We start from the raw sequence: 23,116 nt of genomic DNA on the forward strand, positions 1-23,116 counted from the left end.
TGTCTTGAAGTGCCTGTCCTTTTATGGGCTTTAAAGTAAAGTGTCTGTCCTTTTATGGGTCCGTCCTTTTATGGATCCTCTTGCGAGCTTTAATCAGTGGAAGAAAGAGTGACAGCTTTTATGCTGCCACGCTTGGTCATTCTTTGTTGATAATCAGCTCAGCGCCCTTTCTGGCAAAAGTGCCTGTCCCGTTAAAAAGCTTCCCTGTCAAAGGCTAGCTTGCTCTCTTCAGCATTCCTGCTGTCTCAATAAACTCGATGATGGTTTCCAGTCCTTGTTTTTCTTTGAGGTTGGTAAACACATATGGCTTGGTCGGACGCATGCGCTGGGTGTCGGCCTCCATCACCTCTAAAGAAGCTCCCACGTACGGGGCAAGGTCGATTTTGTTGATGATCAGCAGATCGGAGCGGGTAATTCCCGGGCCACCTTTACGGGGTATTTTTTCCCCTTCTGCTACATCGATGACATAGATGGTTAAATCAGCCAGCTCCGGGCTAAAGGTGGCACTGAGATTGTCCCCGCCACTTTCTACGAAGACCACGTCCAGTGTTTTGTGGCGCTTTGCCAGTTCCTCAACAGCGGCCAGGTTCATGGAGGCATCTTCACGTATCGCGGTGTGAGGACAGCCGCCGGTTTCCACACCTATGATACGGTCGGCATCCAGTGCTTCGGCACGGGTCAGAATCTTGGCATCTTCCTGGGTGTAGATGTCGTTGGTGACCACCGCGATGTTGTATTTATCACGGATGGCCTTGCACAAAACCTCCAGTAAGGCGGTTTTGCCTGAGCCGACCGGGCCACCGACGCCAATGCGAAGTGGTTGTTTGTAATCCATTATCATGTCTCCTTAGGAACGGAATAAGCGTGTGTATTGGGTTTCATGCCGGCTGGAGGCAATGGCCTGCGCCGGAGCGAAGCTGCTCACTTCGTCATCCTGTATGGCTGCAGAACGTGCGACTGCCTCCGCCAGCATGGACGACAGTTCCAGCAGTAGTTGCTGTCCCGCCGTCTGTCCCAGCGGGATGAGTTTTACGCCCGCCATAGTGGTATTTTCCAGCCAGCTCCACAGGTAGCCACGACAAAGCGCGTCCATTTCTATTCCCCAATGCGTGGCAGCCAGAGCAAAGCCGGAAAGCTGGTTATCTCCTACCAGTCCCACATGTTGTGGCAACGGTATCTCCAGTTGTTGCAGCAGTGTGGCCGTTGCCTGCCCACGCTGTTTTTCTTCCTGCCTGAGTTCTTTGGTTTCCCGGCTTGCGTACAGCCACTGATTCCATTTTGCTATCGCCTGAGTGTCTTCACATTGCCAGGCCTGATACAGCCGTCTGAGGACAGGCAGTTCAAGGGTGATCAGACTTTGACTCAGCATGTCTCTGAGCCAGTTCCCCAGGGTGATTTTGTCATGGACCCAGCCTTGTTCGACCGCCCATTCCAGTCCCTGCGAATAGGTAAAAGCACCGATTGGCAGGGAAGGGCTGATCAACTGATAGAGCCGAAACTCAGCCGTGGTATCAGAAAAAGGGGAAACCATCACTAGGAAGCCAGAGCCAGCATTACGCCGCTAAAAGCCAGTACCGGACTTAGCCAGCGGGCCGGTACTGCCCGGCCGATGAAATTACCGGCAATCAGGATCCCGGTAGCGCTGACCAGCATACCTGGCGCAAAAGACAACAGCGCTGAGGCCGGCGCTTCAACACCGTGTGCCCAGCCGTGTGCCAGTAACATGGCGACAGACAACATTGAGCCGAGAGTTGCAAGGTGACTGCGGCCAAAGGCTTTAAAGCCCAGTGTAGCGGCGGCGACAAATACTGAACCCAGAATCAGGGTTTCCATACCACTGAAACCGCCGGTGATCGCACCAAACGCCAGGCCAAGCAGAATGCTGGCCAGTGCGCTGACCATGAGGGACATCTGCTTTTTCAGCCCCGGGGTCTGCGCTGACAGGAAACCCACCCCCAATAGCATGGCCAGGTGATCAAGGCCGGTCAGTGGGTGAGTTACGCCAGCCATAAAAGAATTGATGATGGTGCCGGCTTCCTGGCCATGACCGACGTGGGCAAAGGCCGGCGCTGACAGTAAAATGCCTGTCCCGATAAAGGCAATACGTTGTTTATTTGAACCTTGGTGCATGTGAAGTTCCTTTTCTTGTTAAAGTCATTCTATGGTGGAAAAACAGGTGTGATCCGGGCTTAATGCTCGTGCTCATGATGGTGGTGATGGCTGTGTCCGCCACCTTGCTGGCCGCCATATGCCCCGGATTCGGGCTCAAACGGCGCCTGTTCTACAGTGACTGTCCCGCCAAGGCCATGCACCATGTCATCGAGCACATGATCATGCTGATAACGCAGCCAGTTCGCATGAATCTGTAAAGGCACATGGCGGTTGCCAAGGTGATAACACAGGCGGGCCAGTAGGTGTGAATCGTCGCAGTAGACGCTGGAGACAGACTCTGGCGCTGCCAGGACAGTCACTGCAATACCTTCGTCGTTTGTGAGCAGATCACCGTCGCGCAGAATGTAGCCGCGCGGCAGAAAAAGCCCGGCGGCACGACCATCATCCAGAGTGACTTTCAACCGGCTTTTTATACGAGAATCGATAGGCAGGCTTAAGGTGGCATTGCTCGCATTGTCTGTGCGTTCCGCGGCGGGAATAAAGCGGGTTAACTCAATCATAATTGCATCCTGCTGTTTTGATTAGAATAAGAAATAACGCTGTGCCATAGGCAGTTCAGTGGCCGGCTCGCAGATCAAAAGTTCGCCATCGGCACGAACCTGATAGGTTTGCGAGTCCACTTCAATATTGGGCAGCCAGTCGTTGAGTTTCATGTCTGACTTACGGATGGTACGGCAACCCTTCACGACGCCGATTCGGCTTTGCAGCCCCAGAGAATGGGCCACACCTTCCTTGTAGGCCAGCTGAGACAGAAACAGCATAGAAGTCTGCTGGCTGGCTTTGCCAAAGCTGCCGAACATAGGGCGGTAATGCACGGGCTGCGGTGTCGGGATCGAAGCATTCGGATCGCCCATAGGTGCTGCCGCTATCATGCCGCCTTTGATGATGGCACTGGGTTTGACGCCAAAAAAGGCCGGTTTCCACAGCACCAGATCAGCCAGTTTACCGGGTTCGACCGAGCCGACTTCGTGGCTGATCCCATGGGTTATCGCCGGGTTAATGGTGTACTTGGCGATATAACGCTTAAGGCGGAAATTATCATGATGTGACGGGTCTTCTTTCAAGCTGCCCCGCTGCACTTTCATTTTGTGTGCCGTCTGCCAGGTGCGAGTGATCACTTCGCCAACACGGCCCATGGCCTGTGAATCTGAAGAAATCATCGAGAAAGCCCCCAAATCATGCAGTATGTCTTCAGCGGCAATGGTCTCGCGGCGTATCCGGGACTCGGCGAAAGCCACATCTTCGGCAATCGAGGGATTCAGATGATGACATACCATCAGCATATCAAGGTGTTCATCCACGGTATTGATAGTGTACGGCCGGGTCGGATTGGTCGACGATGGCAGCACATTGGCGATCCCTGCGGCACGGATAATGTCCGGCGCATGGCCACCCCCAGCCCCTTCTGTGTGATAAGTATGAATCACACGATCGCCGATCGCAGCCAGGGTTGACTCCACAAAACCGGATTCGTTCAGCGTGTCGGTGTGGATGGCAACCTGGATATCGGTGTTCTCAGCGACGCTCAGGCAGCAGTCAATGGATGCAGGCGTAGTTCCCCAATCTTCGTGCAGTTTCAGGCCAATGACACCGGCGGCGACCTGTTCGTACAATGCGTCCGGCAGGCTGGCATTGCCTTTACCTAACAAACCGAAATTCATCGGAAAGCTATCCAGCGATTCCAGCATGCGGTGAATATTCCACGGCCCCGGCGTGCAGGTCGTCGCATTGGTGCCGGTCGCCGGTCCGGTACCACCGCCAATCATAGTGGTGATGCCCGACATCAGCGCTTCCTCAATTTGCTGGGGGCAGATGAAATGGATGTGAGCATCAATACCGCCGGCTGTCAGTATCTGACCCTCGCCGGCGATGATTTCAGTGCCGGGGCCGATGATGATATCCACATTCGGCTGGATATCCGGGTTGCCTGCTTTACCAATGGCACTGATACGGCCGTTTTTGACAGCCACGTCGGCTTTGACGATGCCCCAATAATCGAGGATAACGGCATTGGTGATCACCAGATCCGGGGTGTGTAATGAAGGGCGTTGACTCTGGCCCATGCCGTCCCGGATCACTTTACCGCCACCAAATTTTACTTCGTCGCCATAAACGGTGTAGTCTTTTTCCACTTCCAACCACAGCTCGGTATCCGCCAGCCGAAGTTTATCGCCCGTTGTCGGACCAAACATTTCCCCATAGGCCTGTCTGGACATGGTTGCCATAATTATTGCTCTCCCTGCTTATCATCCGTGGGCTTGTTGTTAGCCAGGTCCAGCGATCCCATAACCTTTCCCTGAAAGCCATAGACTTTCCTGTCTCCGGCAAAAGCGACCAGCTCTACCGTGCGGCTCTGGCCCGGCTCGAAACGGACCGCGGTGCCCGCTGCGATATTGAGCCGGAAGCCTCGGGTCTTTTCACGATCAAACTGCAGCGATTCGTTGGCCTCGCAGAAATGGTAATGCGAACCTATTTGCACCGGGCGATCGCCGAGATTTGCCACACTCACCTGACAGGTTTCACGGCCAGGATTGAGAATGATGTCGCCGGCGGCGGTTCGCAGCTCACCGGGGATCAGCGCAGGTTTAGCGTGTCTGTCCTTATTAATTTCCTTGCTCATTACGGTGTCTGTCCTTTTAAGAAGTCGCTATACGATGGGCTCGTGAACCGTGACCAGCTTGGTGCCATCAGGAAACGTCGCTTCAATCTGCACATCGTGGATCATGGTGGCGACACCGTCCATGACATCGTCCTGTGTCAGAATCGTGCGTCCGTAATCCATCAGTTCGGCGACTGTTTTGCCTTCGCGGGCACCTTCAAGAATTTCGGCACTGATCAGCGCAACAGCCTCGGGGTAATTGAGCTTGAGGCCTTTGGCCTTACGCCGTTCAGCCACCAGAGCCGCGGTGAAAATCAGCAACTTATCTTTTTCTCTGGGTGTTAATTCCATGTCTGCGCCTTGTGTCCGTCAGGTTGCCCATATCCGGGGTGGCAGGGGATAAGTGCCAGACCAATGTGCACGTGTGTGCTGCCAGATACGGGTGAAAAGTTGTAAGAGAGGCTCTGTGCCCTGTGCCAGTGCACGAACCGCAAGCAGACCGTCAATATGAGTCACACCTGCTATCAGATTGTTTTTATTTGCACTCTCATGATGCTGATTTAGCAAATCCTGTACCACAATGAGCAGTTCGTCGGTTTCTCCGGCAATCAGCAGGGTCGCATTCATCGGAAAATCGCGCAGGCTGGCGGCACGAGCAGGCTGGGACAGCGAGGCATTGAGGTTCATCCCTTCGGCCAGCACGAGCTGGTCGCCCAGAAATACCCGACAGTGTCCTGCGATATGCCCTGTTTCGAAGCACTCATTCAGTGCAGGGCGTCCAAAACAGTGCATTTCCCAACCGATAAAGCGCCCGCCTGGTGCAATGTGAATATCTGTGTTGAATTTGACCTTCGCGCCGGGGAAGTGGATGTTTTCCTGAGGCAGCCACTCTAATTGTGCCCCCGACGCCACGCTGAGGATCTGTCGCTGGTGCGCCAGCTTGCCGTCAGAGCGATAAAATTTCGTTGCTCCGGGGGTGGTCACCAATGCGTGAGCACCTTCGCTGACGTGCGCTGTTATCGTCAGTTGATCACCGCCGACGACACCGCCGGGCGGGTGAAGCAGATAGGTGTGACAAACCGGGCCTTCGGGATAAAGGGGCCGCTGTACCGCCAGCGGTCCTTTCTGGCTTCGTTGCCTGAGCACGGTTTTGTCTCCGCGATCAGCAAAGCCCAGCTGTATCTCTGCCAGCCAGCCTCTATTTGTGTCTGTCCCGTTTAGATTGCTGCGCTCACAGGGCTGAAGTGACTGTCCCTTTAGTTTTTCGTGTGGATTGCCCGCTGCTAATAGTGTCTGTCCCGTTAGAGGTAATGTGCCTGTCCCTTTAAGTTGGGCTGCCTTCCGATCGCTCTGCGTCATACGGTGAGGTACTCCTTGATGTGAGCCTCAGAAAGGTTGGCCATTTCTCCGCTGGCGACTGTTCGTCCGCGATCCAGCAGACAAAAACGGTCGCCGACTTTACGTGCAAAAGGCAGTTTTTGCTCCACCAGCAGCACAGTCAGGCCGAGATCGTGGTTTAGCTTTCGGATGATGTCACCGATTTCTTGTACGATATTGGGCTGTATGCCCTCGGTGGGTTCATCCAGTAAGAGTAATGTCGGGTCCAGCACCAGTGCCCGGGCGATCGCTAGCTGCTGTTGCTGCCCGCCGGATAAATCGCCGCCCCGCCGGTGCAGCATGTCTTTTAACACCGGGAACAGGTCGTAGATGTAGGAGGGAATACGTCTGTCACCGCGCGGGCGAACCGGCAGGCCAATCTGCAAATTTTCTTGTACAGTCAGGAGGGGAAAGATTTGCCGTCCCTGAGGCACATAGCCCAGGCCGCAGCGCGGGCGGGCTTCGGTTGTCAGCGGTAATAAATTCTGCCCGTTAAAGGTAATTTGCCCGCTGCGGGCTTTGATTAAGCCCATGATGCATTGCAGCAGTGTGGTTTTGCCCACGCCATTGCGCCCCATCAGCACGGTGCACTGGCCTTCGGGGACAGACAGTTCAAGATCCCACAGGGTATGGCTTTCACCGTAAAACTGGTTCAATCCTTGTATTTCTAACATAGTGATTCCTTTTTACGATCAGTGAGATACTTACTGACCTAAATACACTTCCCGGACTTTGTCGTTGCTCTGAATATCTGCCATGTTGCCTTCTGCCAGCACATGCCCCTGATGGAGAACGGTCACAGTACTGGCGATGGAGCGAACGAAGTCCATATCGTGCTCGACAACCACCACAGAATGCTGTCCGGCCAGTGAGCGCAACAGCTCGGCGGTTCGGTCCATTTCCTGATGCGTCATGCCTGCTACCGGCTCATCGACCAGCAGCAGTTTGGGTTTCTGCATCAGCAGCATGCCGATTTCCAGCCACTGTTTCTGGCCGTGAGATAAATTACCCGACAGTATCTGGCACTGCTCTGTTAATCCAATCAGTGTCAAAACCTGTTCAATGTTGTCCTTTTGTTCGCCAGACAGCCGGGCTCTGAAGGTCTGCCAGACCCCTCTGGTTCCTGTCATGGCCAGTTCCAGATTGGTCCAGACCGACAGGCATTCAAAGACGGTGGGTTTTTGGAATTTCCGGCCGACACCGGCAGTGGCAATCTCAGCTTCATCCATCTCCAGCAGGTTGAGGTTCGAACCAAGCCAGACCTGGCCGCTGTCAGGGCGCGTTTTTCCGGTAATGATGTCCATCATGGTGGTTTTACCGGCCCCGTTTGGCCCTATGATGCAACGCAGCTCACCTTCTTTGATGTAGAGGTTGAGATCCTTGATGGCCTGAAAACCATCGAAAGAGACGGAAACCCCTTCCAGGTACAGCAGTATGTTGTGTCGGGTGTCGATCAGCGGGTGGTGCTGAGGTTTCAGGAAATCGAAGACTTCATGACGGCGGGTGAGCGGTTGTAACGGATTGTGCGTCAGCAGCTTGTCCAGCCGTGATGGCGTTGTATTCGGGTGAAGAGTGGTGACTGTTGTCATGCGGATACCTCGCGACGTTGCAGCAGGCCGGCAAGGCCTTTGGGCAGAAACAGGGTGGCGAGGACAAACAGGCTGCCAAGTGCAAAGAGCCACACTTCCGGGAACTCCACCGTGAACCAGCTTTTGGCATAGTTGATCAGTACCGCACCGATGACGGCGCCATACAAAGTGGCACGGCCACCAAGTGCGACCCACACCACGATTTCAATGGAGTTCAGCGGGGCGAATTCTCCCGGGTTGATGATGCTAATTTGCGGTACGTACAGTGCACCGGCAATGCCTGCCAGCACCGCAGACAAGACAAAAATCGCCAGTTTGACATGCTCCACTTTATAGCCGATGAAGCGCGTGCGGGCTTCGGCATCGCGGATGGCGATCACCACACAGCCTAACCGGCTGGCGATGACTGCGCGGCAAACCAGATAGCCAAGGATCAGGGCCAGCACACTGGCAACAAACAGGGCCATTCGCGTGGTGTCGGCCTGCAAGTCGGCACCAAGCAAGTCTTTAAAATCCGTCAGGCCATTATTGCCGCCAAAACCCATCTCGTTGCGGAAAAAAGCCAGCATCAGCGCAAAGGTCAGTGCCTGTGTCATGATAGACAGATACACCCCAGATACCCGTGAGCGAAAGGCCAGCCAGCCAAACACAAACGCTAATGCCCCGGGGATCAGCACTATCATCAGGCAGGTAAACCAGAAGTTATCGAACCCGTGCCAGAACCAGGGTAATTCTGTCCAGTTCAGGAAGACCATGAAGTCCGGCAGTTCGGGGTTGGCATACACTCCCCGATCACCAATCTGGCGCATCAGGTACATACCCATGGCGTATCCACCCAAGGCAAAGAAGGCACCGTGGCCCAGACTGAGAATGCCCAGATAACCCCAGACGAGATCGACAGCCAGTGCCAGTAAGGCGTAACACAGGTATTTGCCCAGCAACGAGACAGTGTAAGTTTCCAAATGAAGCGGATGCCCCTGCGGGACAGCAAGATTGAGGACAGGCACGATGATCGCGGCCGCAAACAACAGGGTCAGCAACACCTGTCCTCCGCGATCCTGTCTGAGTATGGAGGTCAGCATAATGAATCCTTTTCTTATCCTTCAACGGCTCTGCCGCGTTGCGGGAACAGGCCACGCGGGCGTTTTTGAATAAACAGAATGATAAAAACCAGCACCAGGATTTTCGCCAGCACGGCACCGGCCCAGGGCTCGAGGATCTTGTTGAAAATGCCCAGGCTCAGGCCGGCAACCAAAGTGCCCCACAGGTTGCCTACACCGCCAAATACCACCACCATGAAGGAATCAATGATGTAGCTCTGGCCCATGTTCGGCCCGACATTGGTCAGCTGGGAAAGTGCAACCCCGGCGATACCGGCAACGCCGGATCCCAGTCCGAATGTCATGGCATCGACCCATTCAGATCGGACTCCCATTGCCCGGGCCATGCCTCTGTTTTGTGAGACGGCGCGAACCTGCAGGCCAAGCGAGGTTTTTTTCAGCACCAGCAGCAACAGGGTAAAGATCAGAATACAGAAACCTATGATGATCAGTCGGTTCCAGGTCAGGCTGAGCATAGGGGTGATTTCCAGCATCCCACTCATGAAATCCGGCGTCGTCACTGAGCGGTTCAGCGGAGAGAAAATACTGCGAACGGCTTGTTGCAGGATCAGGCTGATGCCGAATGTGGCCAGCAGGGTTTCCAACGGGCGGCCGTACAGAAAGCGGATCACGCTGCGCTCAATGGCGACGCCGACAAGTCCCGACACCAAGAAAGCCGCCGGAATGGCAAGGATCAGGGCCAGTGCCGTATGCTGGGGCATGAGTTGTTGCAGCACATAAGTGGTATATGCACCCAGCATAATCAGCTCGCCATGGGCCATATTGATCACCCCCATGACCCCGAAAGTGATGGCCAGACCAATACCGGCCAGCACCAGCACCGACCCCATGCTCAACCCGAAATACAGGGTTTCGACACCGTTGTAGACGCGTTGCCGCTGATCATAGGCGCTGAGCGCACGTGTCAGTGCGCTGCGAATCTCGGGATCCTTTGCCAGGGGTTCAGCTTGAGCCAGAGCGCGTTGCGCGGCAGGATGGGCGGCATCTGACAGCGACTGAATCAAAGCCAGCTGGCTTGCTTTGCTGTCTGCGGCGCCGCTGAGCTGGTTATCATCGGCCTCGTTGTCAGTGGCCTGGCTGAACTGGCCCAGTCTGGCGATGTTGAGCGCCAGATTTATGGCCGCTTTGATCTCTGGGCTGGTTTCCTGGCTCAGTTGCTGGCGAAGTGCCTCAATGATGTCCTGTTCGGTGTTGCCTGTCAGCGCCTTGACTGCGGCTAACCGGACAGACAGATCAGTGCTGCTCACATCGAGTGTGGAAAGCCGTCGTTGAATCAAAGTGCGCAGCGCATTATTGATGGCCACTTTTTTGTAATCACGCGGATTATCGAGCGTCACCGGCTTATTACTGCTTAGCAGCAACGCATTTTGATTATCCTGTAACAGTACCAGAGCGTGAGTGTGTTTCTGGTAAGCAATGGCGCGATTGAGCAGGCCATCAAGAATGGTTTTGGTTTGCGGGTGGTGCTGGGCAATCAACCATTCAATGGCTTCGGCTTTGCGCTCGAAATTGCGCTGGGCGAAGCTGCTTTCCACATCAGTGAAGCTGTCGACTGCGCTGGCGTAAGCTGTCGAAACCACTATAGGTAAGCAGATCAACAGCATCAGCAGTTGCCGAACATAAGTGATGGAAGTCTGGAGCAAAGTCAGCAGTCCAGACAGTAACTGTTTGGTCATGAGTGTCGTCCGTGAGTGCAGGAACAGGTCCAATCGTCCGGCAATCCGGGCCGGACGATGGAGTGACGCGGGAAGGTGTTATTGATTGCTACCCGCACATTTGCCTGAGACAACATTGAAGCTGCCGCAGGACATGGGTTTTTCCCAGCTGGCGAACAAGTCTTTTGAACCGGGCAGAAAATCGGACCAGGCATCACCGGCCACTTCGTCTTTGGTTTCCCATACGGTCACGAACTGGCCGTCATCCTGGATCTCGCCAATCAGCACAGGTTTGGTGATGTGGTGGTTCGGCATCATGGTGGCATAACCGCCGGTCAGATTCGGGACAGTCACCCCAATGATGGCATCCTGTACCGCATCGGAAGCTGTCGTTCCGGCTTTTTCAACCGCTTTCACCCACATGTTGAAACCCAGATAAGAGGCTTCCATCGGATCGTTGGTGACACGCTGGTCATCTTTGATGAACTTATGCCATTTTTCGACAAAATCGTTGTTCTGCTCTGTGTCCACACTCATGAAGTAGTTCCAGGCGGCGAGGTGGCCAACCAGAGACGAGGTATCCATGCCGGACAATTCTTCTTCACCGACGGAGAAGGCAACCACCGGAATGTCTGAAGCTTCGACCCCCTGAGCGGCGAGTTCTTTATAGAAGGGAACGTTGGCATCGCCATTGATGGTGGAGACAACGGCCGTTTTCTTACCCGTTGCGCCAAATTTCTTGATATCAGAGACGATTGACTGCCAATCGGAATAACCGAACGGCGTATAGTTGATCATGATGTCACTGTCGGCGACCCCTTTATCTTTCAGGTAAGCCGCCAGGATTTTATTCGTGGTACGCGGATAGACATAATCGGTACCGGCCAGCACCCAGCGTTTCACGCCCATCTCGTTCATCAGATAATCTACAGCCGGAATGGCTTGCTGATTGGGTGCCGCACCTGTGTAGAAAACGTTCTTGGACGATTCTTCTCCCTCGTACTGCACCGGATAGAACAGCAGGCTGTCGAGTTCTTCAAAAACGGGCAGCACAGATTTACGAGAGACAGATGTCCAGCAGCCGAACACCACATCCACCTTGTCTTTCTCGATCAGCTCGCGCGCTTTCTCAGCAAACAGCGGCCAGTTAGAAGCAGGATCGACAACAACAGGCTCCAGCTTTTTACCCAGCACGCCGCCTTTTTTATTTTGCTCGTCGATCAGCATCAGCATAGTGTCTTTGAGAGTGGTTTCACTGATCGCCATGGTGCCGGAGAGAGAATGAAGGATACCGACTTTAATGGTGCCGTCTGCGGCTAACGTATTGAAAGATAAAGCCATTGAGGCGGCAAGTGCTGCCCATTTCAGTGTCACTGCTTTTTTATCCATTATGTTTGCTCCTTTTTAGTGTTGTCACTGACAGAAGCAAGGGGCAGGCCAGAAAAACGTCTTCAGATAAAAATCAAAAGAGTAAATAAAAAACAATAAGTTACCCTGACAGAGAGGAACGCGTGTAGAGAAAGTAATGCAGACCTGTCCATTTGTGGTGCAAGCTGATGAGCAGGTGCACAATATTGAGTCAGGATTCAGAATTTTGGCTTCATTGACCCCGCATCAGAAGCGTGAAATGCACTGACAGTGACCTTAATCGATTGTCAGCTGTAGGTCATAGTTGGGCGCTTATATGGGCTTCGGTCTTGTTTTCTGGGAGCGAAGTGGCAAGCTTAGAGTTTGCTCTGGCGGTATACTGCTTGTGAATAAATACAAATAACAGTGAGATAGCTATGCTGAAATACATTGTGATTGCCCTGGTGGGCCTGGGGATTTATATCGGAGTGACCTATAAAGATCAGATTGAAGATGTGATCAATGCACGTCCGATGGAGGAGGCACAGGATATGCTTGAGGATATGGGCGACCAAGCCGCTGATGCCAAAGATGCCTTAGACAAGCAACTGGAGACATTACAAAACTGATTTGTATCGCAATGATTTTTCAGTCATTAATACAACAATGGCGACCTTAACGGTCGCCATTGTTGTTAGTTGCTCATGTCAGGTGCTCAGAAAAAGCGTTAAGCGTTAAGCGTTATGCTCAGGCTTTAACTGGATTAGCAGCTTCTTGCGCTTCGGCAGCACGGCATGCAGCCGCAGTGAAGATAACGTCAGTAGAGCTGTTCAGAGCCGTTTCAGCAGAATCCTGAATTACACCGATGATGAAACCGATAGCAACAACCTGCATCGCAACTTCGTTGGATACACCGAACAGGCTGCAAGCCAATGGAATCAGCAGCAGAGAACCACCGGCAACACCGGATGCACCACATGCAGACACGGCAGCCACGACGCTCAACAGCAGGGCAGTACCCAGATCAACCTGAATACCCAGCGTATGGACAGCAGCCAGAGTCAGCACAGTGATGGTAATCGCTGCACCCGCCATGTTGATGGTCGCGCCCAGAGGAATCGATACTGAGTAGGTATCTTCGTGCAGATCCAGATCTTTACACAGTTGCATGTTCACCGGGATGTTTGCCGCTGAACTACGGGTAAAGAAGGCAGTGATACCACTTTCACGGATACACTTCAGCACCAGAGGGAATGGGTTCTGCTTAGTTTTGTAGTACACGATAGCCGGGTTAACCACAAAGGCAATAATCGCCATTGAACCAAGCAGCACGGCCAGCAGGTGCGCATAGCTGGTCAACGCAGAGAAGCCAGTCTCAGCGAAGGTTTGTGATACTAAACCGAAGATACCGATAGGTGCCAGACGGATAACAAAACGAACGATCAGTGTGACGCCGTTAGACATGTCGTGGAACACTTGTTTGGTCGCATCGGATGCAGAATGCAGAGCAAAGCCCAGACCCACAGCCCATGCCAGAATACCAATGTAGTTGCCGGTCAGCAGCGCGTTGATTGGGTTATCAACAACTTTGAACAGCAGAGTATTCAGTACTTCTGCAATACCTTCAGGCGCGGCCTGATTTGCAGTACCTGCGTCCAGAGTCAAAGTAGTCGGGAAAAGGAAACTCATGGTAACGGCAGTTAAGGCGGCCATCAGTGTACCGAACAGGTACAGCATAATGACGGGCTTCATGTTGGTATGCGCGCCTTTTTTCTGATTTGCAATCGAAGATGCAACCAGAATGAACACCAGCACAGGAGCTACAGCTTTCAGAGCACTGACGAACAGGCTGCCCAGGAAACCGACTTTCAGTGCGGCATCAGTTGAGACAGCGGCTAGGACGATACCTGCCACGATACCAATAAGGATCTGGATAACCAGACTGCCATTGGCAATTTTAGCTAGGAATGGTTGTGGTTGACTCATACTACATCCTGAATGTTTTGAGTTGGTGTGGAAGCGTTTTATGTTGTTTGCGGGAGGTTTTTTAACAGGATAATCGAACGATTTCCACTACTCTTTTTAGAAACTTTTAGGTTACACATTTTTAACGTTACTGAACGCTGATATTTGTGAGCGGTTTATCACTAACATTTATCTGCTTCTGACGACATTGACCCGCTTTTATTCCGCTCTTGGAGGTGTCCATCGCACCTTGCACTGGGCCATGGATGCTGAACAAATAAAAAATCCTGCCCGAAGGCAGGATTAACTATCACCCAATCTTTCAGTCGCGGCTCACCACAACCGTGCAGGGATGGATGAAACTCGTGCTCTGAGAGCAGGCATCTTAACGGATCAGCTGAGTCATTTCCGGTCTGCCGCCGGTATCTCTGGCACCAGAGGCTCCAGTCCATTGGCCGTTTGCGCCTTTTTACGGCTTTTCTGCTGGCGTTGCAGCAGAGCCAGCAGATCACTCTTGTCCCACGTTTGCGGAGACTCACTGTAATGGGCCGCCATCATGGCGCTAACCGCCTGATCCAGTTGCTGCCGGTGTTCCGCCGTCAGGTGCGATTTATCCCAGGCATTGTAGTAGGTTTGCACCTGCATGGGCTGACATGCTGTCACCGCCGCGATCAGCTTATCAGTGATGCTGTTATTGTCAGAGGTTGAACTGACGGGCTCTGTGGTCAGTGGAGACTGTTTTCGGCTCCGCCACCACATCATCAGAGTAATAAGCCAGAGAAGGGTAACGACCAGCGTCAACCAGGGCCACCAGGCAGAAGCGCCCTGAGCCAGCTGGTTCACAGTAGCAGGATTGTCATTGTTAGCCTGCGGATGACTGCCCCCGGTCTGTGAGGCACTGTCACTGTGTTCATCCGGTGGACGCGTGGCACCGGGAACACTGGCTGTGGCATCTGGCTGAACCTGCAGCACTTTACCTTCAACCTGGCTGATGACTTTCTCTCCTTTGTCGGTATTCCACCAGTTCACTGTCAGAGCAGGCAGGGTAATCGTTCCGCTCCGGCGGGGTATGATGACCTGTTTCAGCGTCATGACACTGTAATCGTTCTCTTGTTTGTAAACGGGCTTTTCGCTGTATACCCGGACTGAGTCAGGGTAGGTCAGGGATAAATCCGGCAGGTTACTTTGTGGTGTACCTTTCATTTTTAGTGTCAGGGTGCGAGAAACCGGTTCACCCACTTTAATGTTTGCTTCATCCTTGTTCCAGATCTGCTCCAGTTGCAGATCCGCGGTTGGCAGCCACAGTCCTTTATAGTCATCAGGCTCAGCAAGGACAGCCAACGGCATCGGCTCGGCCTGAATATTGACGGGGATCCGCATGCCAAAACGCCGGCTGCGGTCACTTTTGAAGGCAGTGCCAGTGAGTTTCGCGCCCTGAAGGGTGATATCCCCCGGCTTGGTTGCTGTGACTCGGTACTTACGGTTAATGATGGTGTAGCGTCTGCCATTCAGTACGGTGTCTGCCTGATGATCATCACCCACCTGAACCACCTCCAGTCCTTCGCCCTGAGGGGCGATTAAACTGGCTTTTTCCAGCTGTTCTCCGAGCTTGATTTGTACCATGTAGATCTGACTTTCTCCGACATACAGACGGCTTTTGTCCATACGCCCGCTGACCTCAATCGCAAGATCGGTAGTGGAAGCGGCAGCATCTGAACGCTCACTGACCTGAATCCGGATAGGATCTGACGCAGACGCGCCAATACGAAAGGCCGGAATGGTGAAATCACCTTTGGCTTTGGCAGCAAGCGACACTTGCCACTGGGTTTGTCTCGACACTGCACCGTTAATAAAACGGTTCATGGAACGGGTGCTGGTCGTGCCGACAATGAAATCATTGTTGAGTGGCGATAAGTCAAGGGCACTGGCGCTGACATTGTCATCTATGCTGACCGTCAGCTCAAAGATCTCATTCACTCCAACCTGGTTGGATGACACAGTGGCCACAACCTGGGCGGCATACGCCGAATAAGAGAGCAGGCTGCCAATCAGCAGCACGACACTTAACCAGAGCTTTGTCCGGCAAAAGGCGGAAAGAAAAGTAACATACTTAGAATGCATTGTGAGTCCTTGCTTCTGTAACTGTCTGTGGCTACCAACGATTTTCAGGTGCGTCCGGGGCTGGTTTTTCTCTCGCCTGGAGAATGATCTGAGCCCTGAGCAATTCCCGGGTGCTGTCTGGTATCTGCTCCAGTTTTTTTAATGTCGGATGGCTTGCACTCAGGCCACTGGTTTCACCGCCACTGTCTTCATCGTCACCGTCTTCATTATTACCGGCTATTGGCTGCTCGCTTTTCTCAGCGTTTGGCTTGGCCTGTTGACCAGCAGGCGACATGCGCGACTGACCGTCATTGCCAGCGGAATTGGCTGAGCTTGGATCTGAACCGGCCTGGACTGGATTTCCCGCTTGTGTTGACTGCTGACTGCCTGGCGAAGAAGAGGATGGTTTTCCGGCACTGTCATTATTATGACCCGATGCCTGCTGGCTTTGTTCATCTTGCCGTGATTGCCTTTCTTGCTGCGCATCGCCAGCAGACGCAGAAGCTGTCTGGTCAGACTGACTGGCGTTGTCAGACTGGCCAGTTTGACCATTTTGCTGGCTGTATGGCTGCTGCCCTGAAGCAGATCCTTCATGATTGTCACGGGATGAGTTGCCAGCTTGTTGTCCGGACGGCGAGCCTTGACCTTGCTGACCTTGCTGACCTTGCTGACCTTGCTGGTTCGCTTGTTGCTGGCTGAGCTGCTGTTCGACGATATCCAGATTGGTTTTTGCATCTGTGTTATCCGGATCTGCGTTCAGCAAGTCCTGATAGATATCGCGGGCCTTGTCCAGCTGGCCGGCTTGTGCGTACGCATTGGCCAGGTTGTAGCGAGAGGCCGGGTCAGTTAAACCTGACAGGGATTCGATTGCGCCTTCATAATCGCCCGCCTGATACTTGGCCGCGCCTTGCCAGGCGGGGGACTGGAACAGATTCGCCGCTGCCTGGTAGTCCTGTTGCTGATAGTGTTGGTAAGCATCCTGATCCTGATTCAGCCAGGGAGAGGCAACGCTTTTCTCAACCGGCAGGAAAACGATCAGTAAACAGGAAAAGGCGATGCCTTTGCGGCAAGCGGGCAGAAAGAGCAGGATCAGCGGGATCAACAGCCAGAATCCACCATTGAGTTTTTCCTCAATGGTCTTGTCTTCAGTTTGTTCAGACTGCGCTGTGAGATGAGACGTAGCCTCAATAAGAGCCAGAATATCCTGATCATTCCCCCGCCATCTCACCATGATGCCACCATGGCTGGCTGCCAGTGTTTCGAGCCGCCGGGGATGCATTTTGCTCAAAACAGTGTTGCCTTGATGGTCTTGTAACAGCCGGCCGTCTGGCATGGTGACCGGGGCACCTTGCGGGGTAGCGACAGCCAGAATGGACAAGCGGTATTGATTGTCTTGCAGCAACTGGTCAGTTTGCATGGCTTCTTTCTCACTGAGTCCGTCAGTGATCAAGATCAGATCTCCCTGAGGGTGCCCGGCTTGTCTGAGCAGATCGATGGCGGCTTTCACACCTGCGGCAGCGTTACTGCCCTGAATAGGAAAAATAGCAGGTGATAATCCCGGGATCAGGTTACTCAATGTCGCACTGTCTGCAGTCAGCGGGCTGATGATGTAGCCATCTCCGGCATAGGCTATCAGGCCTGTGCTGCCTTCCTGCCAGTGAGGAAGAAGATCCATAGCTTTGTAGCGGGCCTGGGTCAGACGGTTAGGGGGCAGATCGGTCGCGTACATGGAGTTCGACATATCCATGATAATCACTCTGGCGCCGCTCAGGTTAGAGGCGGGCAACATTTGTTTTTGCCAACTGGGGCCGGCCATTGCAACCACCGCCAGTATCCATCCTATGCTGAGGAGCAGAAGCGATAGCGCGCGGACTCGCTGAGAGGAGGGTTTATTGTCGGGTTGAAGGTGCGCAGCAATCAGCCCGGACTGTGCACGGCGTTGAGCCAGCCAGGGCAAAAGGACGGCTAACGGAATCAATGCCAGTAACCAAGACGGATGTAAGAAAGTAAAATCAGCCATATCGCCTCCAACGGATTGCCAGCAGGACGCTGAAGAGCAATGCCCCTGCCAGCGGGAAACGAAACAATTCTTCTCTTGGCCGCCAGGTTTGCTGAGCGGTTGATACAGGTTCCAGATCGTTGATTGACTGGTAAATGCTGGCTAATTCCTGCGGATTCCTTGCCCTGAAATACTGACCATCAGTGAGGGCTGCGATTTGGGTTAGCGCATGCTCGTCCAAATCCTGCGAGGGGTTAACCATACGATCACCAAAGAAACTGCGCTGCACCATTTCCTCGGCGCCTATGCCGACTGTGTATATCCTGACCTTATTTTCAGCGGCCAGCTTTGCCGCTTCCATCGGGTTGATCACACCGGAAGTGTTGGCACCGTCACTGAGCAGGATAATCACGCGTTGCTCGGCGTCACTGTTGATAAAGCTTTTCGCCGCGATGCCCAGTCCTTCACCAATGGCGGTGCTTTGCCCGATCAGTCCGAGCACAGTTCTGGCTAATTGCTGCTTTACCGTGTTGAGATCGAAGGTCAATGGTGTTTGCAGGTAGGCATGATTGGCGAACAGTACCAAACCCAGCCTGTCACCCTGGCGTTTGCTGATGAAGTCGGTGACTACCTGTTTTACCGCAGTGAGGCGATCGACAGTGTTACCCTGACCATCAACCATATCTTCAATCGACATTGAACCGGATAAATCGACCGCCAGTAACATGTCTCTGTGCTCAGGTTGTATCTGAACCGGATCACCAAACCAGACCGGCCTGGCGAGTGCCCCTAACAAGCTGATCCAGCACAGCAGAGCCAGAATGCTTTGCCAGCGTCGAACCGGCTTTTTGACCAGATTTTCCGGCAGTACCGGCAACGTGATGGCTGCCACGGGTTGCACCGGCCTGGTAAAGCGGTAGATAAACCAGGGCAGAGGAAGCAATACGAGCGCCCACCACCATACAAATTCAAACATGCCTGTCCCCTTTTGCTGCATCCCCTTTCATCGCTGGGGTATGTTGAGGGAAACGGGGCGGAAGGGCATGCCTTAACCAGATCTCAGCCTGATGCCGGCAGGCACCGCCAATGTCATCCCCGATTTCTGAGGCATACAGGGCCTGTGTCCATGCATTATTCAGCGACACAAATCCCCGGTGTTGTTCAGGTAACTGATGATCTAAAAATGCCATCCAGTGATGGCCACTCAGCCCCGCCACCTGCTCACGGGGAAAGTAGGTGAGCGCGGCCTGTCTGAGTAAGGTGTTCATTTCTGACACCGATTGAGCGCGTTTCAGTTGTGCTAATGCCTGTTTTTTACCTGCTTTTAAGCTGCGTCTGGCCTTGAGATGATTCACGACCAAATACAGCAGGGCAAGCAGGATAATGATAAGCAAAGCGCTTGCCCACCATCCCCAGGCCAGAGGCCAGGGATCCGGCAAAGCTGGCAAATGGAGATCGGCCAGCTGCAATGGATGCGTATGTGTTTGTGCCATAAAAGTTACATCTTGTTCTGTATGGAAGGCTCAGACGCTGGATGAGGCGCTTGAGTGCTCCCGATTTGTTTCAATAACGGAATGCCAGCAGAAACAGCATGCAGAGGTATTGCCAGTGATGAAGCCAGCTCTGTCAGGTTCTGCAGGTGACGGGAAAATTGCTGTGCCATTTGCTCCCGGGTTCGCTGGGCGCCAAAGTTAATCCAGGCTGACTGCTGGCTGTCAGTGACGAATTCACGGCCGCGATAACCCGTGTCACCCAGCTCAAGAGGATCAAACAGGTGCACAAACTGCAATCGGTTATGGCTTCGTAACTGACTGAGCCGCTTTTTATCACTGGCCTGTAAAGCATAGAAATCACTCAGAATGACAATTTCACTGCCTTTAGGGCATAAGTGGTGCATGTGGCGCAGCACATCAGAAAACGTCAGCCTGTTATCCGCAGAGGCTGTCGGGTCTGGCTGATGCATGTTGATCATGGCATTGATAACCGCCAGCGGACCTTGCTGACGAGCCGTCGGTTTGCACTCACTTAACCTGTATCCGTTGTACACCAGTGCACCAATGCGATCCTGCTGCTGCACGGCCAGCCAGCTAAGCAGACTGGCAAAGTGAGCAGCCTGTACCGATTTCAGCAACAGCTGGCTGCCAAAGCGCATACTCTGACTGAAATCAATCAGTAACATCACAGGCTGTTCGCGTTCTTCGCTGAACAATTTGGTATGGGTCTTTCCTGTCCGGGCTGTGACGCGCCAGTCTATCGCACGAATGTCATCACCGGCCTGATAGGGGCGCACTTCAGTGAAATTCATGCCCCGGCCTTTTTGCCGGCTTTGATGTTGTCCATTGAGTTGAGACCACACGCTGCGAGCTGGAGGGAGCCACTTAACGGACTGATTTTTGTACTGTAACAGCTCGGCAAGGCACAATTCATACCCGTTACTGTGTGGTGGCAGCAGAGGGGGTGTTTTCGCCGTTGCTTTTATCATGCACTGGTTACCTGCTGAATCAGTGAATGAATGATGCTGTCCGGGGTGATGCCTTCAGCTTGTGCTTCATAGCTGAGCAGTAACCTGTGTCTCAGCACGGGATAAGCCATGCGCTGCACATCGTCCGGCGTAACAAAATCCCGACCACTTAACCAGGCGTATGCCCGTGCGCAGCGATCAAGCGCCAGCGTTGCCCTTGGACTGACCCCCAATTGCAGCCAGGCTGCCAGCTCATCGCTGTAACGCTTTGGTTCGCGTGTCGCCATGATGAGGCGGATAATATAGTGTTCAATATCTTCGGCCATATGGATCTGCAGTACTTCTTTGCGGGCACTGAAGATATCAGCCTGACTGATGTGCACGGCTTCAGAAGGCTTGGGGATATTGTCTTCCAGTGCTTCGCCGCGGTTCAGCCGTAAAATAGCAAGCTCACTGTCGGCATTGGGATAATCAACGTTCAGTTGCAGTAAAAAACGGTCCAGCTGGGCTTCCGGCAACGGATAAGTCCCTTCCTGCTCAATGGGGTTTTGTGTCGCCATCACCAGAAATAATGCTGGCAGAGGATAGGTATTCCTGCCTGCGGTGATTTGCTTTTCGGCCATAGCTTCAAGCATCGCGGCCTGTACTTTTGCCGGGGCGCGGTTTATCTCATCGGCCAGTAACAGCGAGTTAAAGATAGGACCGGGCTGGAACACGAATTCGCCGGTTTCGGGGCGGAAAATATCGGTGCCTGTCAAGTCTGCGGGCAGGAGATCCGGCGTGAACTGGATACGATGAAAATCGCCTTCGATGCATTCGGCAAGGGTTTTGACCGCACGAGTTTTGGCCAGCCCCGGAGGGCCTTCTACGAGGATATGTCCGTCTGCTAATAGTGCAATCAGTAATTGTTGCACCATTTCGGCCTGGCCGATGACCTGTTGTTGTAAGTAGTGATCGAGTTGTTGGAAGGTCTTTGCAAGCATGTGTTTTTTATCCCTTGGAGCGACTGTTTTTCCTGCACGCTCAGAAGCGTGTTGTATACACCAATAACGTATTAAAAAGAATGACGTTATTGGTATTCGACTTTGTTCCGCCAGTGAAGTTCACAACAAGTATCAAGCAAATGATAAATGTTATTTCCCTTTTTTACATTGCAAGGTGATTTTTGTCACTAATCAGATAAAAAATGAAAAACAGGACAAAAAGAATGAATCACTTAAAACTATTTTTTCGTGAGGTCAGATGTGTTTTTTTTGTTGCAGTAATGCTTCATTTATTTGCTTGGTCATCAAAAATCACTTTTCCGAAACTTATTTATGTACCAGATGAAAAATGGTGCAACCCTGCACCATTAGAGTGCGATGAATCGAGTTTTGCGGCAAAAAAATCAATCCTGAAGCGTGAAATGGCTTGATTCATAGCATTTTGTAAACTTGGCATCCCTCATGCATTGAAATATTCCGTTAACAAATCGAACTTATTATGTAATCGATTAATTGTTATTGAGTTGATTCCATATAGGGATTTCATGGAGAGGATGAATTCCCTGTGTTGATATCTATATGTGCATGTGTTCTTATAATAATTGTGCAATGTAAACTTCACACAAGTGACTTGTGGGGTGGATACGCTGCGTAATCGTGGTGCAGGGAACAGGTCTGGTTCAGATGTACAGCAGCAGGTTCTCTTCAGAAAAAGTACAAAACCAGCCATCAGCGAGATGCGGTTTTTGTATTGGCAACGGATGGAAAGGAGTCTGGTAAATGACAAAGGTAGCATTAGTAACTGGCGCTAAAGGTGGTATTGGTTCTGCAATTACTCAGGGTTTGGTAGATGCAGGTTATCGTGTTATTGCCACATATTTCCCAACAGGTGAAGATAAAGCCAAAGAGTGGTTTGCTGAAAACAACTACTCTGATTCTCAAGTTCGCTTATTCCCTCTGGATGTTACGGATGCTGCATATTGTGAAGAGGCACTGACTACTCTTTTAAAAGAAGAGGGTAAGATTGATGTGCTGGTTAACAATGCAGGGATTACCCGTGATAGTACGTTTAAACGTATGACCGTCCAGCAATGGAAAGAGGTGATGTCCACTAATCTGGATAGCCTGTTTAACGTTACTCATCCTTTGTTTGCTGCAATGTGTGATAGCGGTTTTGGCAGAATCATCAATATTTCTTCTGTTAACGGCCTGAAAGGACAGTTCGGCCAGGCAAACTACTCAGCGGCCAAGGCTGGCATGATTGGTTTCACCAAAGCACTGGCTGCAGAAGGCGCACGTTACGGTGTTACTGTAAATGCGATTGCACCGGGTTACACGGGTACACCTATGGTTGAAGCGATTAAGCCAGAAGTGCTGGACGCGATTAAAGCTGAAATTCCAATGAAGCGTCTGGCGCAACCCAATGAAATATCAGCATCAGTGAACTTCCTGGCCAGTGATGCTGCAGCCTATATTACCGGAGAGACCCTCTCGGTAAATGGCGGCTTATACATGCACTAATTTAGAAGTAAGGACACTCGACACATGACCAAAGTTTATATTGTTGCAGCCAAACGTACGCCAATCGGCAGCTTTAATGGCGCACTGAAATCAGTCTCGCCAGCGCAACTCGCAGCTGTTGCTATCAAAGGTGCCATCGCTCAGGCAAATGTTGACCCCGCTAAAATCGACGAAGTGATTTTAGGTAACGTAGTGGGTGCAGGCCAGGGTATGGGCCCTGGACGACA

The 23,116-nt window shown here is 52.5% G+C and carries 24 protein-coding genes and 1 pseudogene; 5 read left to right on the forward strand and 20 right to left on the reverse strand.

The annotated features are described in order from the left end of the window. Positions 1–214: 214 nt before the first annotated feature. From ureG to P0Y67_RS06925, 3 genes are read right to left on the reverse strand one after another with little or no spacing between them, the layout of a single operon-like run. Positions 215–838: an urease accessory protein UreG gene (gene ureG, locus P0Y67_RS06915; protein WP_144409030.1), complete on the reverse strand. Its 624-nt coding sequence runs from the start codon at positions 836–838 to the stop codon at positions 215–217. A 9-nt stretch (positions 839–847) separates the two neighbouring features. Then, complete coding sequence (locus tag P0Y67_RS06920) at positions 848–1,531, reverse strand: urease accessory protein UreF (RefSeq protein WP_342391282.1); 684 nt, start codon at positions 1,529–1,531, stop codon at positions 848–850. Positions 1,532–1,533: 2 nt separating this feature from the next. Beyond that, positions 1,534–2,130 (reverse strand): HupE/UreJ family protein, encoded by a 597-nt coding sequence (locus P0Y67_RS06925; protein WP_342391283.1) that lies wholly within the window; start codon positions 2,128–2,130, stop codon positions 1,534–1,536. Here P0Y67_RS06925 and P0Y67_RS23000 point away from each other — a divergent pair. Continuing rightward, positions 2,115–2,228 (forward strand): annotated as a pseudogene (locus P0Y67_RS23000) (hypothetical protein); the annotation flags it as partial. The gene P0Y67_RS06925 and the pseudogene P0Y67_RS23000 sit on opposite strands and share 16 nt — an antisense overlap. On the opposite strand, the gene ureE reads toward P0Y67_RS23000, so the two are convergent. The 10 genes from ureE to urtA all read right to left on the reverse strand — a co-directional run bounded on the left by ureE (position 2,190) and on the right by urtA (position 11,854). Continuing rightward, complete coding sequence (gene ureE / locus P0Y67_RS06930; RefSeq protein ID WP_342391284.1) at positions 2,190–2,672, reverse strand: urease accessory protein UreE; 483 nt, start codon at positions 2,670–2,672, stop codon at positions 2,190–2,192. The pseudogene P0Y67_RS23000 and the gene ureE sit on opposite strands and share 39 nt — an antisense overlap. 21 nt (positions 2,673–2,693) lie before the next feature. After that, on the reverse strand, positions 2,694–4,397 hold the full coding sequence (gene ureC, locus P0Y67_RS06935) for an urease subunit alpha (protein WP_342391285.1): 1,704 nt from the start codon (positions 4,395–4,397) through the stop codon (positions 2,694–2,696). 2 nt (positions 4,398–4,399) lie between these two features. Continuing rightward, on the reverse strand, positions 4,400–4,792 hold the full coding sequence (locus P0Y67_RS06940) for an urease subunit beta (protein ID WP_342391286.1): 393 nt from the start codon (positions 4,790–4,792) through the stop codon (positions 4,400–4,402). A gap of 27 nt (positions 4,793–4,819) precedes the next feature. Further along, on the reverse strand, positions 4,820–5,122 hold the full coding sequence (gene ureA / locus P0Y67_RS06945; protein ID WP_342391287.1) for an urease subunit gamma: 303 nt from the start codon (positions 5,120–5,122) through the stop codon (positions 4,820–4,822). A gap of 18 nt (positions 5,123–5,140) precedes the next feature. Continuing rightward, a complete protein-coding gene (locus P0Y67_RS06950; protein WP_446728805.1) occupies positions 5,141–5,962 on the reverse strand; it encodes an urease accessory protein UreD in 822 nt (273 codons plus the stop codon). 164 nt (positions 5,963–6,126) lie between these two features. Continuing rightward, positions 6,127–6,822: an urea ABC transporter ATP-binding subunit UrtE gene (gene urtE / locus P0Y67_RS06955; RefSeq protein ID WP_342391289.1), complete on the reverse strand. Its 696-nt coding sequence runs from the start codon at positions 6,820–6,822 to the stop codon at positions 6,127–6,129. A 30-nt stretch (positions 6,823–6,852) separates the two neighbouring features. Beyond that, the gene (gene urtD, locus P0Y67_RS06960; RefSeq protein ID WP_342391290.1) at positions 6,853–7,737 is read right to left on the reverse strand and encodes an urea ABC transporter ATP-binding protein UrtD; all 885 of its coding nucleotides are present in this window, start codon (positions 7,735–7,737) and stop codon (positions 6,853–6,855) included. Beyond that, positions 7,734–8,819 carry an urea ABC transporter permease subunit UrtC gene (urtC, locus tag P0Y67_RS06965; protein WP_342391291.1) on the reverse strand — a complete coding sequence of 362 codons (1,086 nt, stop codon included), beginning with the start codon at positions 8,817–8,819 and terminating at the stop codon, positions 7,734–7,736. Before urtC ends, urtD begins: the two co-directional genes overlap by 4 nt. A gap of 14 nt (positions 8,820–8,833) precedes the next feature. Continuing rightward, positions 8,834–10,534, reverse strand: a complete 1,701-nt coding sequence (gene urtB, locus P0Y67_RS06970; RefSeq protein WP_342391292.1) for an urea ABC transporter permease subunit UrtB — start codon at positions 10,532–10,534, stop codon at positions 8,834–8,836. Between the two features lie 78 nt (positions 10,535–10,612). Then, the gene (gene urtA, locus P0Y67_RS06975; protein WP_446728806.1) at positions 10,613–11,854 is read right to left on the reverse strand and encodes an urea ABC transporter substrate-binding protein; all 1,242 of its coding nucleotides are present in this window, start codon (positions 11,852–11,854) and stop codon (positions 10,613–10,615) included. A gap of 443 nt (positions 11,855–12,297) precedes the next feature. Here urtA and P0Y67_RS06980 point away from each other — a divergent pair, with 443 nt between their 5' ends. Further along, positions 12,298–12,489, forward strand: coding sequence for a YtxH domain-containing protein (locus P0Y67_RS06980; protein ID WP_342391294.1), 192 nt, complete (start codon positions 12,298–12,300; stop codon positions 12,487–12,489). Between the two features lie 118 nt (positions 12,490–12,607). Here P0Y67_RS06980 and sstT read toward each other — a convergent pair whose 3' ends face one another. The 7 genes from sstT to P0Y67_RS07015 form a co-directional block, all read right to left on the reverse strand. After that, the gene (sstT, locus tag P0Y67_RS06985) at positions 12,608–13,846 is read right to left on the reverse strand and encodes a serine/threonine transporter SstT (RefSeq protein ID WP_342391295.1); all 1,239 of its coding nucleotides are present in this window, start codon (positions 13,844–13,846) and stop codon (positions 12,608–12,610) included. Positions 13,847–14,227: 381 nt separating this feature from the next. Beyond that, the gene (locus P0Y67_RS06990; protein WP_342391296.1) at positions 14,228–15,946 is read right to left on the reverse strand and encodes a BatD family protein; all 1,719 of its coding nucleotides are present in this window, start codon (positions 15,944–15,946) and stop codon (positions 14,228–14,230) included. A gap of 31 nt (positions 15,947–15,977) precedes the next feature. Further along, positions 15,978–17,945, reverse strand: a complete 1,968-nt coding sequence (locus P0Y67_RS06995) for a VWA domain-containing protein (protein WP_342391297.1) — start codon at positions 17,943–17,945, stop codon at positions 15,978–15,980. Next, the gene (locus P0Y67_RS07000; RefSeq protein ID WP_342391298.1) at positions 17,938–18,900 is read right to left on the reverse strand and encodes a vWA domain-containing protein; all 963 of its coding nucleotides are present in this window, start codon (positions 18,898–18,900) and stop codon (positions 17,938–17,940) included. Before P0Y67_RS07000 ends, P0Y67_RS06995 begins: the two co-directional genes overlap by 8 nt. After that, complete coding sequence (locus P0Y67_RS07005) at positions 18,893–19,417, reverse strand: DUF4381 domain-containing protein (protein WP_342391299.1); 525 nt, start codon at positions 19,415–19,417, stop codon at positions 18,893–18,895. The genes P0Y67_RS07000 and P0Y67_RS07005 overlap by 8 nt, the downstream gene beginning before the upstream one ends. Before the next feature lie 5 nt (positions 19,418–19,422). Then, the gene (locus P0Y67_RS07010; protein WP_342391300.1) at positions 19,423–20,406 is read right to left on the reverse strand and encodes a DUF58 domain-containing protein; all 984 of its coding nucleotides are present in this window, start codon (positions 20,404–20,406) and stop codon (positions 19,423–19,425) included. Beyond that, positions 20,403–21,368, reverse strand: a complete 966-nt coding sequence (locus P0Y67_RS07015; RefSeq protein WP_342391301.1) for an AAA family ATPase — start codon at positions 21,366–21,368, stop codon at positions 20,403–20,405. Before P0Y67_RS07015 ends, P0Y67_RS07010 begins: the two co-directional genes overlap by 4 nt. A gap of 224 nt (positions 21,369–21,592) precedes the next feature. On the opposite strand from P0Y67_RS07015, the gene P0Y67_RS07020 reads away from it, so the two are divergent. From P0Y67_RS07020 to P0Y67_RS07030, 3 genes are all read left to right on the forward strand, one after another. Then, the gene (locus P0Y67_RS07020) at positions 21,593–21,799 is read left to right on the forward strand and encodes a hypothetical protein (RefSeq protein ID WP_342391302.1); all 207 of its coding nucleotides are present in this window, start codon (positions 21,593–21,595) and stop codon (positions 21,797–21,799) included. Between the two features lie 349 nt (positions 21,800–22,148). Then, positions 22,149–22,889, forward strand: a complete 741-nt coding sequence (locus P0Y67_RS07025) for an SDR family oxidoreductase (RefSeq protein WP_342391303.1) — start codon at positions 22,149–22,151, stop codon at positions 22,887–22,889. Positions 22,890–22,913: 24 nt separating this feature from the next. Then, on the forward strand, positions 22,914–23,116 hold a 203-nt coding region (locus P0Y67_RS07030; protein WP_446728804.1), incomplete at its 3' end, for a thiolase family protein.

It is taken from the genome of Photobacterium sp. SP02, from assembly GCF_038519165.1.
GTDB lineage: Bacteria > Pseudomonadota > Gammaproteobacteria > Enterobacterales > Vibrionaceae > Photobacterium > Photobacterium halotolerans.